Genomic DNA, 15,481 nt, shown 5'->3' with positions numbered 1-15,481 from the left:
GCTCCGAAAGGGCAGGGGAACGGGACGATCAGGCCGCTTCGGCGCGCTGAGCGCGGGCGGCCTCCAGGGCACGCACCCGCGGGATCACGTGGGTGCCGAAATACGCGACCTCCTCCTGGAAGTGCAGGAAGGCGAGCAGCGCGAGGTCCGCGCCGGCATCCTTGAGATCGAGAATCCGCGCGGCGATCTGGTCCGGCGTGCCGATCAGGTTGCTCCGGAAGCCGTCGTTGTACTGGACCAGATCCGCGAAGGTGGATTTCGCCCAGTTGCCTTCGCCTTCGGGTGAGGCCTTGCCGGCGTTCTTCACCTCATGGCCGAACGCCTTCACGGCATCGCCGTCGGCGTGGTCGATGATCTCCTGCAGGACCGCGCGGGCTTCTTCCTCGGTATCGCGGGCGATCACGAAGGCATTGACGCCGATGCGCGGGTTGTTGCCGCTCTGCGCCGCCTTGGCGCGGATATCGTCGACCTGGGCGCGGATGTTCTCGGGGGTGTTGCCGTTGGTGAAGTACCAGTCGGAGACCCGGGCCGCCATGTCGCGGGCCGCGCGGGACGAACCACCCTGGAAGATCTCGGGCAGCGGCTGCCCCGGCTTCGGCTTCAGCGTGTAGTCGCTGTATCGGTAGAAATCGCCGCGGAAGGTGAAGCTGTCCTGGGTCCAGATCCCCCGCAGGCTGCGGATGAATTCCTCCGAGCGGCGGTAGCGCTCGTCGTGATCCAGCCAGGGCTCGCCGATCGCCCGGAACTCGCCCGAGAACCAGCCCGACACGATGTTCACCGCAACGCGGTTCTCCGTCAGTTGCGCGATCGTGGCGATCTGCTTCGCGGCGAGCGTCGGGTTCCAGGGCCCGGGCAGGATCGCGGCGATCACCTTGAGCTTGGTGGTGGCGGCCAGCAGGGCGTGGCTGAACGCCACCGATTCGTGCTGGTATTCGGCGCCGTAGCCGGCCGTGAAGCGGATCTGCGTCAACGCGTAGTCGAAGCCGGAAGCCTCGGCGATCTGCGCCAGCTTTCGGTTGTACTCAGCATCCCAGCTCGTGCGCTGCGGGATCTTGCTGATCACGAGGCCGCCCGAGACGTTGGGGACCCAGTAGGCGAAGCGGATCGGCTCCCGCTCCTCCGTCGCGCTGTATTGGCTGGTCATCCGGCACTCCCTGAAGCGCACGGCGCACAGCGCCGCGTTCCCTTCGATGGATCGGCTCGAACTGAATACAAGATCCAGAACGTGACCGATCACTGAAGACGAACGGAAGTATTCCGACTTGCAGGTCGCGGGTCAAAGGAACGGGTTGCTTTTTTCAGTCCGTCCGGAATGAGGCTTTCCTTCTCTGAAGCCTCTGCGAAGCGGTTTCGTCCTAGGCTGCGCTGCTCGGATCCGTCTCGTGGAGGCGGCGCCACGCGAAGGCGGAGAAGACCGCGATGAGGCAGCCGGCGAGCCCGAACCACGTGAACGCGTATTGCAGGTGGTTGTTGGGCAGATCGACCCGCAACTGACCGCCCCGGGGCCATGTGGTCTGGCCCGGCGTCGAATCGGCTTCGATCAGGTAGGGCGCCACGACCGAGAGGCCGCGGGCGGCGGCAATGCCGGCGATATCCCGGTTGAACCATTCGCCCCGCGCCGGATCCGGCTCCGGCACGAACAAGCCGCGCGCCTCGCTCGCCCGCAGGATGCCGGTGACCGTGGTGGGCCCCTCGATCAGGCCGTCCCGCCGATCGGCCTGAGCCTTCAGCTCCGTGGGGACGAAGCCGCGATTGACCATCACCACGCTGCCGTCGTCGCGCACGAGCGGCGTCAGCACGTAGTACCCCTGCAGGGCCCGGCCCGGCGTCTCGCCGGGGGCGAGACCGTGCACGAGGGTTTCCTTGTCGTTCAGGAAGCGGCCGGACACGCGCACGTGCCGGAACTCGTCCCGGACGGGAACCCACTCCGCAGCCTTCGGCGGCGCCACCGGCTCCGCCTTGGTCTGCCGGATGAGGCGGGCGATCAGATCCTCTTTCCAGGCCCGGCGCTCGACCTGCCAGGTTCCGAGGCCGAGGAGGATCGCCAGCGCAATCAGCGCGGCCAGTCCCGGTGCAACGAGATCGCGCCACGCACCCCGGGCAGCCGTTTCACTCACGATTCGAAGCGTCCCTGCTCGGCCTTGTTGCTGAATTGAAGCGCGATCAGCATGCCCTTCAGCGGCCGGACGAGCATCAGGCTGAGGCCGATCGACAGCGTCGTCGCCACGAGGGCGTGGACCCAGATCGGCGGTTCGTAGGTGATCTCGAGCCAGAGGGCGAGACCGACGACGATCAAGCCGACGATCGACATGACGAAGAAGGCCGGGCCGTCGGCCGAATCGAAATGCGAATAGTCGAGGCCGCAGGCCTCGCAGGATGGGCGCAGGGCCAGGAACCCCTTGAACAGGTGGCCCTCTCCGCAGCGCGGGCAGCGGCCCTGCAGACCTGTCGGGATCGGGGGCGGCGGCGAGAAGGTGCGTTGGTCCACGGGGTCACTCCAGACCGATCCGGGGCGATCGCGACCGCGCCGCCTCCAGGTCGTCGATCTCGATATGGGGATTCGCCGGTCTCGCACACGAAAAAGGGCGGCCGGAGCCGCCCTTCGCAGGCCCGCCATGCAGAGGCGGGATGGATCTCAGTGGGCGGCGCCGTGGAAGACGCCCGAGCCCCACACGTAGATGGCGGCGAACAGGAACAGCCACACGACATCGACGAAGTGCCAGTACCAGGCGGCGAACTCGAAGCCGAGGTGCTGGCGCGGGGTGAACTGGCCCGCATAGGCCCGGAACAGGCATACGGCCAGGAAGATCGTGCCGATGATCACGTGGGCGCCATGGAAGCCCGTCGCCATGAAGAAGGTCGAGGAGTAGATGCTACCCGAGAAGCCGAACTCCGCGTGGCTGTACTCGTAGGCCTGGCAGGCGGTGAACAGCACGCCGAGGATGATGGTCAGCCACAGGCCGTATTTCAGGCCCTTGCGGTCGCCCTCGAGCATCGCATGGTGCGCCCAGGTCACGGTGGTGCCCGAGGTCAGCAGGATCAGGGTGTTGAGGAGCGGCAGGTGCCAGGGGTCGAACGCCTCGATGCCCTTCGGCGGCCAGACGCCGCCGGTGAACTCCACCCGGGAGATCTGGATCGGATCGGCGGTGTAGAGGGCAGCCTCGAAGTAGGCCCAGAACCACGCCACGAAGAACATCACCTCCGAGGCGATGAACATCATCATGCCGTAGCGGTGATGGAGCTGGACGACGCGCGTGTGGTCGCCGGAATTGGCCTCGTGCGCCACATCCTTCCACCACGAGAACATCGTGTAGAGGACGCCGATCGTACCGGCGCCGAAGATGTACGGGCCCGGCGACAGGGTGCCGATCTGCAGGCTCTTCATCCAGAAGACGGCGCCGAACGCCATCAGGAAGCCCGAAAAGGCGCCGATCAGCGGCCACGGACTTGGGCTCAGGATGTGAAAGTCGTGATTCTTGGCGTGCGCCTCGGCCATCGTCCCGTCGCTCCTCACCCGCCGCCCTGTACCGTTCCCGGCATCCGGCCTGACGCTGCTGGCTGTTTGCTCTTGGCCGGGCGTGGCACAGACCACGCCCAAGCTTGTCTGCACGTGTAGTCCGAGCAGGCCCGTATTGTCACGCGCCCGCGATCAGAATTCCCGCTTCTGCCCGACGGTTGCCGTGTCGGCCGCGGCGGCGGTGACCGGTTCGCCGTTCTTGCTGGCGAAGTAGGTGTAGGACAACGTCATCTCGGAGAGATGGGCCGTGTTCGAATCATCGCGCACGGCCGGGTCGACATAGAACACCACCGGCACGTCGAGGGTCTCGCCCGGCTGCAAGGTCTGCGCGTTGAAGCAGAAGCAGGCGATCTTCACGAAGTAGCCGCCCATCAGCCCGGGCTGGACGTTGAAGGTGGCGACCCCCGTCGAGGGCTTCGTCCCGGCGTTCTGAACCCGGAAGAAGACCGTCTTGGTCTCGCCGAGCCTGGCCTCGACGCTGTTGGTCTCGGGGGCGAACTTCCAGGGCAGGCCGGGCGCGACGTTGGTGTCGAAATGGACCACCATGCTGTCGTTGGCGCGCGCCGCGGAGGCCGCGAGCGCCGGGCCCTGGCGCGGCGTGCCGTCGTAGCCGGTCGCCTTGCAGAAGGCGTCGTAGAGCGGGACCGACGCGAAGGCGAGGCCGACCATGCCGACCGCGAGACCCGCGCAGGCCAGGGCGGTGCGGTTGGCGCCGCGGCCCGGACTCGGTTGGGGTGAGGCCATGGCGGATCTCCTTAGAGCGGCCGGCTCAGGATCTGCGGCCCGAGCTTGACGATCGTCAGCACGAAGAACAGCAGGACCCATGCCCCGAGCGCCAGGGCGATCGCGATCGAGCGCTTCCGGCGGCGTGCCTCCTGCTCGGGGGTGAGCGGACGATACTGGATCTCGGGCTCGGGCATGGTGCTCAGCCCAGGACCGGCCGGAACAGGCCGAAGCTCTGCTCGGCCAACAGCGCGGAGAACAGCGCGAACAGGTAGAGGATCGAGAAGCCGAACATGCCCATCGCGGCGCGGCGCTCCGCCTCGCCCTCGTGGTTACGCAGGACCCGGATGCTGAACGCCACCATGCCGAGGCCGCCGACGAGGCCGATCACCGCGTAGAGCAGGCCGCCGAAGCCCAGGGCCACGGGTGCCAGCCCGAGGGGGGCGAGCAGCAGGGAGTACCAGACGATCTGGCGGCGGGTGGAGGCCGGACCGGCGACGTTCGGCATCATCGGGATGCCGGCGCGGGCGTATTCGTCGGCCTTGATCAGGGCCAGCGCCCAGAAGTGCGGCGGCGTCCAGATGAAGATGATCGCGAACAGGACCAGCGACTCGATCCCGACCGAGCCGGTGACGACCGCTTGGCCGATCACCGGGGGCAGGGCGCCGGCGGCACCGCCGATCACGATGTTCTGGGCCGTCGCCCGCTTCAGCCACATCGAGTAGACCACCGCGTAGAACACGATGGTGAAGGCCAGCAGCGCAGCGGCGAGGACATTGGCGGCGAGGCCGAGCACCACCACGGAGGCCACCGAGAGGAACAGCCCGAAGCCGAGAGCTTCCTCGGAGGTGATCCGGCCCGAGGGGATCGGACGCGTGGCGGTGCGGCTCATCACGGCGTCGATGTCGGCATCCCACCACATGTTGAGGCAACCAGAGGCGCCCGCACCCACCGCGATGGCGAGGAGCGAGATCGCACCGATCATCGGCTGCACGTGGCCCTGCGACACGACCATGCCGACAAGCGCGGTGAAGATCACGAGGACCATCACCCGCGGCTTGAGGAGCGCGAAGTAGTCCGGGACGTCCCCGCCGGCCGCCGAGAGGGCGGGGGCCGGACCATCGCGTCCGATGCTGTTCGTCAGGCTCGTCATCGCGTCTGCCGCTGCTGTGCCGGCGCCCGGCCACGCGCGTCACGGCCGAGTCGTGTTTCGAATTCGACGTGTTCCAAGTGCCGGCGTGAGCGGGGCCCGGGACTGTTCCCTCGGCCCGTGCGGATCGCCCTCGACGCTCGCCCTTGCCGGGAGGTCGGGTGAACCGGCCTCCGGGGAAGGGCGAGGGCCGCTGATGCGGCCCTCGCGGGGGTGTCTATCAGTGCGCGCCCGGCTCGTCGACGATGCGGGGCAGCGTCTCGAACTGGTGGAAGGGCGGCGGGGAGGGCAGCGTCCACTCGAGGGTGGTGGCGCCTTCGCCCCACGGATTGTCTGCGGCCCGCTCCTTCGACCGGAAGGCCAGGACCACGCCGATCACGAACACGAACATGCCGAGGCCGAAGATGTGACCGCCGTAGGTCGACACCTTGTGCCAGCCCGCGAAGGCGTCCGGATAGTCGGCGTAGCGACGCGGCATACCGGCAAGGCCGAGGAAGTGCATCGGGAAGAACAGGATGTTCGCGCCGATGAAGGCCAGCCAGAAGTGCAGCTTGCCAGCCCATTCCGGGATGATGCGGCCGGTCATCTTCGGGAACCAGTAGTAGACACCGGCGAAGATGATGAACACCGCGCCGAGCGACAGCACGTAGTGGAAGTGCGCGACCACGTAGTAGGTGTCGTGCAGGTACTTATCGACCGCCGAATTCGCGAGCACGACGCCGGTGACGCCGCCGACCGTGAACAGGAAGATGAAGCCCACCGCCCAGTGCATCGCGGCGGTGAAGCGGATGGAGCCGCCCCACATCGTGGCGATCCACGAGAAGATCTTCACGCCGGTCGGCACCGCGATCACCATCGTGGCGAACACGAAGTAGGACTGCGTCTGCAGCGACAGGCCGACCGTGTACATGTGGTGCGCCCACACGACGAAGCCGACCACGCCGATCGCCACCATGGCGTAGGCCATCGCGAGGTAGCCGAAGACGGGCTTGCGCGAGAACGTGGCGATGATGTGCGACACGATGCCGAAGGCCGGCAGGATCATGATGTACACTTCGGGGTGACCGAAGAACCAGAACAGGTGCTGGTACAGGATCGGATCACCGCCGCCGGCCGGGTCGAAGAAGGTCGTGCCGAAGTTGCGGTCGGTCAGCAGCATCGTGATGGCGCCCGCCAGAACCGGCAGCGAGAGCAGCAGCAGGAAGGCGGTGACCAGCTCGGCCCAGGCGAAGAGCGGCATCTTGTGCAGCGTCATGCCCGGGGCGCGCATGTTCAGGATCGTGGTGATGAAGTTGATCGCGCCGAGGATCGAGCCCGCGCCCGACAGGTGCAGGGCGAAGATCGCGAAGTCGACGGCCGGGCCGGGATGGCCCGCGGTCGAGAGCGGCGGGTAGACGGTCCAGCCGGTGCCGGCGCCGGACGCGCCGGGCGCGCCTTCGACGAACAGCGAGCACAGCAGGGAGCAGAAGCCCGCCACCGTCAGCCAGAACGAGATGTTGTTCATGCGCGGGAACGCCATGTCGGGCGCGCCGATCATGAGGGGCACGAACCAGTTGCCGAAGCCGCCGATCAGCGCCGGCATCACCATGAAGAACACCATGATGAGGCCGTGGCCCGTGACGAACACGTTGTAGGTCGCGGGATTCGAGAAATACTGCAGGCCGGGCTGCTCCATCTCCATCCGGATGCCGAAGGAGAGGAACGCGCCGATCATGCCGGCGCAGAAGGCGAAGAGCAGATAGAGGGTGCCGATGTCCTTGTGGTTCGTCGACAGGAACCACCGGGCGAAGAACGACGGCTTGTGGTCGTGGACCTCGTGGGCCTCGGCATGGGCTGCGGCTGTAGCCATGGATTCGGGTGCCTTGTGAATCGGATGGGTGCGGTTCGGTCGGCCGGGGCTCAGCGCGCTTCGGCGAAGCTCGTGCCGTTATCGATGCGGGCGTACTTGGTCTTCGCTTCCTTCAGCCAGTCGGCATAGGCCTGCTCGCTGACCACGCGGACCACGATCGGCATGTAGGCGTGGCGCTGGCCGCACAGCTCGGAGCACTGGCCGTGGAAGGTGCCTTCCTTGTCGGCCTTGAACCACATCTGGTTCAGGCGGCCGGGAACGGCGTCGATCTTGAAGCCGAAGGACGGCATCGCCCAGGAATGCAGCACATCCGCGGCGGTGACCTGGATCTTCACGATCTTGCCGACCGGGACGACCATCTCGTTGTCGGTCTGCAGCAGGCGCGGCTGCTTGTCCTCGTCGATATTGGCGTCGAACGTGAAGCCGCCGCCGGCCTCGGTCTGCGGGTACTCGTAGGACCAGTACCACGCGTGGCCGATGACCTTGACGATCATGTCGGCCTTGGGATCCGACAGCTGCGTGCGCAGCAGGCGGAAGGACGGGATCGCCACGGCGACGAGAATCAGCACCGGCACGATCGTCCAGGCGACCTCGATGGCGGTGTTGTGGGTGGTCCGTGAGGGCGTGGGGTTGCGCGTCTCGCCGAAGCGGAAGACGCACCACAGGATCAGGCCCAGCACGAAGACCGAGATCGCCAGCGACAGCCAGTGCAGCCCGATCTCGAAGCTGAGGATATCCCGGGCGTTCTCGGTGACCGGGATCTGCCGGCTCATCTCCCAGGGAATCGGCTGGCCGAAGCCGCCGGCCTGTGCGTGCGCTGTCGGGAAGAGCAGGGCGCCGAGCGTGGCGAGGCTCCAGAGTGACCGGTTGATCGTCCGCACCGTCCGCATCTGCCTCTCGTGGCTCCCCTGGCTGCTGTAGGCCTCCGCCGGCCTGTCCTCGCGAAGGCGAGATTGAACCGACGTGACGGAGTACCGGTTGTGTCACCCGGCATTATCCGACCGGGGCTTCAGACCACAAGGGCCGCCAAGGCGCAACCGCACAAGCGTCGCATCGCGCGCTTTCCGGTCGTCTGTGAGCGGCCCACCTCATGCGCGAGAACGTCGCGAGCAGGTTGATTGGCCCCCCTTGTGCTGCGCGGGGCGCGATCGATACGCAGACGCCACACCATCGGAGGCGACCATGTCGACGGATGCCGGCACTCAATCCACCGGGCTGCCGCCCTGCTCTGTGAACGTCCCGATGCAGGTCGTGGCCTATACGGGCGACGGGACGCGATCCGGCGAGCGGGCGCTCGCGGTCGAGACGCCGGTCAACCTGATCTACGGCAGTGTGCCGCACGCAGTCATGATGGCGACGCCGGCCGATCTTGAGGATTTTGCTTACGGCTTCAGCCTCACGGAGGGGATCGTCGAGGACGCCGGCGAGATTCGCGACACGCGCATTGAAGCCGGTCCGGACGGCATGCGTCTCCACGTCGAACTGGCGCCGGGACGGTTGCGCGAGCATCTCGCCCGCAAGCGCGCGATCAGCGGACGCACCGGATGCGGCGTTTGCGGCATCGAGGATATCGCGGAGCTGCCGCGGGCCGAGATGGGGATCGTGGCAGATCTGCGGGTCCCGCTTCCGGCGATCGCCCGGGCACTTGCGGGGCTCGACGGTGCGCAGCGTCTCGGGGCCGAGACCCGGGCCGTCCACGCCGCCGCTTGGGCGGGGCTCGACGGGACCCTCCTGGCCGTGCGCGAAGATGTCGGGCGCCACAACGCCCTCGACAAGCTGATCGGCGCCCTGATGCGCGCCGGAACCCCGGCTGATCAGGGATTCCTGGTGATCACCAGCCGCTGCTCGTTCGAGATGGTCGAGAAGGCGGCGCGGCTCGGCGCCGCCGTGATCGTGGCGATCTCCGCTCCGACCTCCCTGGCGCTGGACCGCGCCCGGGCGCACGGGCTCACGCTCTGCGCCATCGCGCGCGCCGACTCGGTCACGGTGTTCACTGGCGCGGAACGGCTCGTCGCGGTGGGGCCGTAAAAGGCACGAGAGCGAGGTGGAGCGAACCGGCCCCGAAATCGGGGCCGAAGCGCCGGAGCACTATTGTGCCGCTGCCGGGTCTTTCTCGGAGGGCCCCGGAACGATGGTCGCGCCGCCGATCACCCGCACGGGCTTCCTGTCGGCGGGCGGATCCTTCCACTCCTTGACGGCGGGCTTGGCCGCCTCCGCGACGGCGGGGGCCGCGGGCTTGGCCGCTTCCTCCGGGCGCGGGGCTAGATTCGCGGATGGCGCCTTCTCGATCGCCGCCGACTTGGTCTCGGGTGCCGTCTCTGTCTTCGGCTCGGACTTGGCCGCTTCGGCGGGGGCGATCTTCGGAGCGGGCGCTTCGGGGGACGTGCGGTGGGGCGCGCGCGAGTCCGGATTTCGCCCCGGAGAGGTCCGCGCGACCTTACGCGGCGCGGCGCTTCTGCCGACGCCGTCGGGATTGATGCCGTCAGGGTTGGCCTGGGGCCGTGCGGCGGTGCCGGCCGGCCGGCGATCGAGCCGCAGGGCCGGTGCTTCCTCCCCGGGGACGGGGCGCAGGACGCGGCGGGGACCGGTATCCTCCTCGGTCCAGCCGAAGCCGGGGGCGGGTCGCTCCAGCCGGGCATAGGTGTCGGGCGCGCCGAGACGCTGGCGCCCCACGATTCCCCCGGATCCCGGATCGACGAAGAGGCGCATCGGCATGCCGGCCGGGCTCACGGCCTCGACCACGTAGACGCGGCCGTTGAAGCGGGGACGGCTCACGCCGGTGAATCCCTGATCGGCGAGGCGCCACGCGACCACGCGCGGCGGCATCACCTCCTCCTCGAAGGCGAATTGCGCGCTGACCCCGCGGCAGAGTCCCAGGAGAGCGCCGCCGGACAGGAGGGCGGCGCAAAGGGCCCGGGCTGTCGCGGTCCGCAGCCGCGCGGGCATCGTGCTCGTGGTCATCACTCTGATGCGTTCCCGTTGGAGACCCGGCAGAGTATCCGGTTCCGGCATGGTCCGGGCCGGTGGGACCCGGACCTCGACCATGCCGGCAGGGTCGTTGCCCCGCATGCCGCTTGTGCTCGGCCCTCGAGGTAGACCGTCCGATTCTGGCGAGATTACGGAGGCCGGATCCGACGGTTCGAAGGGCGACCGGAAAGTTCGACGCGGCGGGCCGCGCACGGCTCGGCGGCAGTCACTTGCTGAAAGCATTTCAATCTGGCAATTTCGCGACATAGGACAGCACAACTGTCCCATCGGCCGTGCACCGGCCGTCGCCGTCTCGCGCGCGGGCGAGAATTTCGGCAGACGGATACGGGCGCGCCAGCGCACCGCTCCCCGAGCGGTCCGGGTCCTCGACGAACGCAAGCCGAAGGACGTGTCCCCGCGGACCGGCCGGATGGCCTGCGGCATGAGGTCGGAGCGGCTGGCGCCGACGGCTCGCGGGCACGAAACATGCTCGCAAGTCCATGGGCGGGGCGCTCATGGGCGGACGGTGTCGAGGGAAGGACGAATCGAAGCATGTCACAGCGCAGACCCGCCGACGCGTTTGCCGCTTCCACGCTCCAAACTGCCGCTCCCCGCGGCGGCACGATGCCGCTCATCGTCCGTGATCCGGCGCTGCCGAAACAGCAGGGGGCCTATGATCCGGCCCGGGAGCGGGACGCCTGCGGCGTCGGCTTCATCGCCGACATGCACGACCGCCGCACCCACGCCATCGTCGAGCAGGGTCTGAAGATCCTGGAGAACCTCGATCACCGGGGCGCCGTCGGGGCCGACCCGAAGATGGGCGACGGCTGCGGCATCCTCACGCAGATTCCGCACGGCTTCTTCGCCGAGGAATGCTCGCGGCTGGGCTTCGAGCTGCCGCCGGCGGGGTCCTACGCGATCGGCCAGCTGTTCATGCCGAAGGCCGAGGAGCCCCGGGCGATCATCCAGGAGATCGTCGAATCGGCGCTGGCCGCCGAGGGTCTGCCCCTGCTCGGCTGGCGCGACGTGCCGGTCGATCCGGAGGATCTGGGTGTCGCCGTGAAGGCGACCGAGCCGCATCACCGGCAGGTCTTCATCGGGCGCCCCGCGTCGGTGACCGACCAGGAGACGTTCGAGCGCCGGGTCTACGTCGCCCGCAAGGTGATCTCCAACAAGGTGTACGGTCTCGACGACCCGCGGGTGAAGGAGTTCTACCCGGTCTCCGTGTCGACCCGGACCATCGTCTACAAGGGCATGGTGCTGGTCACGCAGCTCGGGAACTACTTCCTCGACCTGAAGGACGAGCGCTTCGTCTCGGCGATCGCTCTCGTGCACCAGCGCTTCGCCACCAACACCTTCCCGACCTGGCGCCTGTCGCACCCGTACCGGATGGTCGCGCATAACGGCGAGATCAACACGCTGCGCGGCAACGTCAACTGGATGGCGGCCCGTCAGGCGAGCGTCGATTCCGACCTGTTCGGCAACGACATCTCGAAGCTGTGGCCGATCTCCTACGAGGGCCAGTCCGACACGGCGTGCTTCGACAACGCCCTCGAGTTCCTCGTGCAGGGCGGCTACCCGCTCGCCCACGCGATGATGATGCTCATCCCGGAGGCCTGGGCCGGCAACCCGCTGATGAGCGAGGAGCGGCGCGCCTTCTACGAGTACCACGCCGCCCTGATGGAGCCGTGGGACGGCCCCGCCGCCGTGGCGTTCACGGACGGCCGCCAGATCGGCGCGACCCTCGACCGGAACGGCCTGCGTCCGGCCCGCTACATCGTCACCGATGACGGGCTCGTGGTGCTCGCCTCCGAGATGGGCACCCTGCCGATCCCGGACGAGAAGATCGTGCAGTCCTGGCGGCTCCAGCCGGGCCGGATGCTGCTGATCGACCTGCAGAAGGGCCGCATCGTCTCGGACGAGGAGATCAAGGGCGAGCTCGCTGCCGCGCACCCCTACGCCGACTGGGTGAAGAACACCCAGATCGTGCTGGAGGACCTGCGCCCGGTCCAGCCGCGCGAATCCCGCGGCGATGTCAGCCTGCTCGATCGCCAGCAGGCCTTCGGTTACACCCAGGAAGACCTCAAGCTGCTGATGCAGCCCATGGCGGTGACCGGCCAGGAGGCGGTCGGCTCCATGGGCACGGACACGCCGCTCTCGGCCCTCTCCGAGAAGTCGAAGCTGCTCTACACCTACTTCAAGCAGAACTTCGCGCAGGTGACGAACCCGCCGATCGACCCGATCCGCGAGGAGGCCGTGATGAGCCTCGTCTCGTTCATCGGGCCGCGGCCGAACCTGCTCGACATGGAGGGTGCGTCCCGGCGCAAGCGCCTGGAGGTCCGCCAGCCGATCCTGACCAACGCGGATCTGGAGAAGATCCGCTCGATCGGCCATTTCGAGGACCGGTTCGACACCAAGACCCTCGACATGACCTACCCGGCCGATACCGGCGCGCAGGCCATGGACGGGGCGCTGGACCGGCTCTGCGACCGCGCCGAGGCGGCGGTGCGCGGCGGCTACAACATCATCGTGCTGACCGACCGGGCGGTCGGGCCGGACCGGATCCCGATCCCGGCTCTGCTCGCCACGGCCTCGGTGCACAATTACCTGATCCGGAAGGGCCTGCGGACCTCGGTCGGCCTCGTGGTCGAGTCGGGCGAGCCGCGCGAGGTGCACCACTTTGCGTGCCTGGCCGGCTACGGCGCCGAGGCGATCAACCCGTATCTCGCCTTCGAGACGCTGCTCGAGATGAAGGACGAGTTCCCGCCGGACCTCACCGACGACGAGATCATCTACCGCTACATCAAGGCGATCGATAAGGGCCTGCTGAAGGTGATGTCCAAGATGGGCATCTCGACCTACCAGTCCTATTGCGGCGCCCAGATCTTCGATGCGGTCGGCCTGAACTCGACCTTCGTGGGCCGCGACTTCTTCGGCACGGCGACGACCATCGAGGGCGTCGGCATGGCCGAGGTCGCCGAGGAGACGGTCCGCCGTCACCGCGACGCCTTTGGCGACGCGCCGGTCTACCGGAACGCGCTGGATGTCGGCGGCGAGTACGCCTACCGCCTGCGAGGCGAGACCCACACCTGGACGCCCGACACCGTGGCGACCCTGCAGCACGCGGTGCGCCTCAACGTGCCCGAGCGCTACCGGGAATACGCGCAGCTGGTGAACCGGCAGGAGAACCAGCTCAAGACCCTGCGCGGGCTGTTCCGGATCAAGGCGGCCTCCGAGATCGGCCGCACGCCGGTGCCGCTGGAGGCGGTCGAGCCGGCCTCCGAGATCGTCAAGCGTTTCGCCACGGGCGCCATGTCGTACGGCTCCATCTCCAAGGAGGCGCACGAGACGCTCGCCATCGCGCTGAACTCCTTCGGCGGACGCTCGAACTCGGGCGAAGGCGGCGAGGAGGTCGAGCGGTTCAAGCCCCTGCCTGACGGGCGTTCGCGCCGGTCCGCGATCAAGCAGGTCGCGTCCGGCCGGTTCGGCGTCACGACGGAATACCTCGTCAATTCCGACATGATGCAGATCAAGGTCGCGCAGGGTGCCAAGCCCGGCGAGGGCGGTCAGCTGCCCGGCCACAAGGTCGACGCCAAGATCGCCAAGGTCCGCTACGCCACCCCGGGCGTCGGCCTGATCTCGCCGCCGCCGCACCACGACATCTACTCGATTGAGGATCTGGCCCAGCTGATCTTCGACCTGAAGAACGTGAACCCGTCGGCGGACGTGTCGGTGAAGCTCGTCTCCGAGGTCGGCGTCGGCACCGTCGCGGCGGGCGTCGCCAAGGCGCGGGCCGACCACATCACGATCTCGGGCTATGACGGCGGCACCGGCGCGGCGCCGCTGACCTCGCTCAAGCACGCGGGCGGCCCCTGGGAGACCGGGCTGGCCGAGACCCAGCAGACCCTGGTGCTCAACAACCTGCGCGGCCGCGTCGCCCTGCAGGCCGATGGCGGCATCCGCACCGGGCGCGACGTGATCATCGCGGCGCTGCTCGGTGCCGATCAGATGGGCTTCTCGACGGCCCCGCTGATCGCGGCTGGCTGCATCATGATGCGCAAGTGCCACCTGAACACCTGCCCGGTGGGCGTCGCCACCCAGGATCCGGTGCTGCGCAAGCGCTTCAAGGGCACGCCCGAGCACGTGGTGAACTACTTCTTCTTCGTGGCCGAGGAGGTGCGGGAAATCTTGGCGTCGCTGGGCTTCACCAAGCTGGAGGAGGCGGTCGGCCGCTCCGACGTGCTCGACAAGGTCGAGGCCATCGCCCACTGGAAGGCGCGGGGACTCGACTTCACCAAGCTGTTCCACCGGCCGAAGGTGGCCGAGGGCACGGCGATCCGCCACGTGGACGTGCAGCACCACCCGATCGATACGGTCCTCGACCGGCGGCTGATCGAGAAGGCGCAGCGCGCCATCGAGACCGGCGAGCCGGTGGTCATCACCGAGACGATCCGGAACTCGGACCGGGCCGCGGGGGCGATGCTCTCCGGCATGGTCGCCAAGGCCCATGGCCACGAGGGCCTGCCCGACGACACGATCGTGGTGAAGCTCGCCGGCACCGCGGGCCAGAGCTTCGGCGCCTGGGCGGCGGCGGGCGTGACGATCGAGCTCACCGGCCACGGCAACGACTATGTCGGCAAGGGCCTGTCGGGCGGCAAGCTGATCATCCGGCCGAGCGACGCGCTGAAATCGCCCCCGGACCGGACCATCATGGTCGGCAACACTGTGCTGTACGGAGCGATCGCGGGCGAGTGCTACATCCGCGGCTCTGCCGGCGAGCGCTTCGCAGTGCGCAACTCCGGCGCCATCACGGTGGTCGAGGGCATGGGCGACCATGGCTGCGAGTACATGACCGGCGGCGTGGTCGTGTCGATCGGCGAGACCGGGCGCAATTTCGCGGCCGGCATGTCGGGCGGTATCGCCTACGTGCTCGACGAGGACGGCTCGTTCTCGGCGCGCTGCAATCTGTCGATGGTCGATCTGGAGCCCGTCGAGGAGGAGGACGACCTGATGCGTCGCTTCCACCAGGACGGCGACCTGGAGACCAAGGGGCGGGTCGACATCCTGGCCGACATGTCCGGGCACGACGAGGAGCGGCTGACGCAGCTCATCACCAACCATCTCAAGTACACGGGCAGCCCCCGCGCCAAGGCGATCCTCGACGATTGGAGCCGCTACCGCACCAAGTTCGTGAAGGTCATGCCGGTGGAGTACCGCCGGGCGCTGCGCGAGATGGAGATGGCGCGGATGCCGGTGGCGGCGGAGTAGGGGAGAC

General features: G+C 68.1%; 12 protein-coding genes. 2 read left to right on the top strand and 10 right to left on the bottom strand.

Features of this window, described 5'->3' with window-relative positions; all coding sequences use genetic code 11:
• Positions 1 to 28: 28 nt before the first annotated feature.
• The 9 genes from sfnG to coxB form a co-directional block, all read right to left on the bottom strand.
• Positions 29 to 1,144, bottom strand: coding sequence for a dimethylsulfone monooxygenase SfnG (gene sfnG / locus AAHG09_RS00955; protein WP_342104608.1), 1,116 nt, complete (start codon positions 1,142 to 1,144; stop codon positions 29 to 31).
• 211 nt (positions 1,145 to 1,355) lie between these two features.
• Positions 1,356 to 2,117 (bottom strand): SURF1 family protein, encoded by a 762-nt coding sequence (locus AAHG09_RS00950; RefSeq protein ID WP_342104606.1) that lies wholly within the window; start codon positions 2,115 to 2,117, stop codon positions 1,356 to 1,358.
• On the bottom strand, positions 2,114 to 2,488 hold the full coding sequence (locus tag AAHG09_RS00945; protein WP_342104603.1) for a DUF983 domain-containing protein: 375 nt from the start codon (positions 2,486 to 2,488) through the stop codon (positions 2,114 to 2,116). The genes AAHG09_RS00950 and AAHG09_RS00945 overlap by 4 nt, the downstream gene beginning before the upstream one ends.
• Before the next feature lie 147 nt (positions 2,489 to 2,635).
• Positions 2,636 to 3,496, bottom strand: a complete 861-nt coding sequence (locus tag AAHG09_RS00940) for a cytochrome c oxidase subunit 3 (RefSeq protein ID WP_342104601.1) — start codon at positions 3,494 to 3,496, stop codon at positions 2,636 to 2,638.
• 153 nt (positions 3,497 to 3,649) lie between these two features.
• Positions 3,650 to 4,261 carry a cytochrome c oxidase assembly protein gene (locus AAHG09_RS00935; protein WP_342104599.1) on the bottom strand — a complete coding sequence of 204 codons (612 nt, stop codon included), beginning with the start codon at positions 4,259 to 4,261 and terminating at the stop codon, positions 3,650 to 3,652.
• Between the two features lie 11 nt (positions 4,262 to 4,272).
• On the bottom strand, positions 4,273 to 4,437 hold the full coding sequence (locus tag AAHG09_RS00930; RefSeq protein ID WP_167627646.1) for a hypothetical protein: 165 nt from the start codon (positions 4,435 to 4,437) through the stop codon (positions 4,273 to 4,275).
• Between the two features lie 5 nt (positions 4,438 to 4,442).
• Positions 4,443 to 5,393, bottom strand: a complete 951-nt coding sequence (locus AAHG09_RS00925) for a heme o synthase (protein WP_342104597.1) — start codon at positions 5,391 to 5,393, stop codon at positions 4,443 to 4,445.
• A gap of 217 nt (positions 5,394 to 5,610) precedes the next feature.
• Positions 5,611 to 7,239, bottom strand: coding sequence for a cytochrome c oxidase subunit I (gene ctaD / locus AAHG09_RS00920; protein ID WP_342104595.1), 1,629 nt, complete (start codon positions 7,237 to 7,239; stop codon positions 5,611 to 5,613).
• Positions 7,240 to 7,289: 50 nt separating this feature from the next.
• Complete coding sequence (coxB, locus tag AAHG09_RS00915; RefSeq protein WP_342104593.1) at positions 7,290 to 8,129, bottom strand: cytochrome c oxidase subunit II; 840 nt, start codon at positions 8,127 to 8,129, stop codon at positions 7,290 to 7,292.
• 292 nt (positions 8,130 to 8,421) lie between these two features.
• Here coxB and fdhD point away from each other — a divergent pair, with 292 nt between their 5' ends.
• On the top strand, positions 8,422 to 9,267 hold the full coding sequence (gene fdhD / locus AAHG09_RS00910) for a formate dehydrogenase accessory sulfurtransferase FdhD (RefSeq protein WP_412759972.1): 846 nt from the start codon (positions 8,422 to 8,424) through the stop codon (positions 9,265 to 9,267).
• 60 nt (positions 9,268 to 9,327) lie between these two features.
• Here the strand turns inward: fdhD and AAHG09_RS00905 are convergent, their stop codons facing one another.
• On the bottom strand, positions 9,328 to 10,200 hold the full coding sequence (locus tag AAHG09_RS00905; protein WP_342104591.1) for a chromosomal replication initiator protein DnaA: 873 nt from the start codon (positions 10,198 to 10,200) through the stop codon (positions 9,328 to 9,330).
• A 558-nt stretch (positions 10,201 to 10,758) separates the two neighbouring features.
• Here AAHG09_RS00905 and gltB point away from each other — a divergent pair.
• The gene (gene gltB / locus AAHG09_RS00900; RefSeq protein WP_412759971.1) at positions 10,759 to 15,474 is read left to right on the top strand and encodes a glutamate synthase large subunit; all 4,716 of its coding nucleotides are present in this window, start codon (positions 10,759 to 10,761) and stop codon (positions 15,472 to 15,474) included.
• The last annotated feature ends 7 nt before the right edge of the window (positions 15,475 to 15,481 follow it).

It is taken from the genome of Methylobacterium guangdongense, assembly GCF_038442355.1.
Taxonomy (GTDB): domain Bacteria; phylum Pseudomonadota; class Alphaproteobacteria; order Rhizobiales; family Beijerinckiaceae; genus Methylobacterium; species Methylobacterium guangdongense.
The sequence above is the reverse complement of the archived record's forward strand: the minus strand, read 5'-3'. Positions and strand labels throughout refer to the sequence as shown.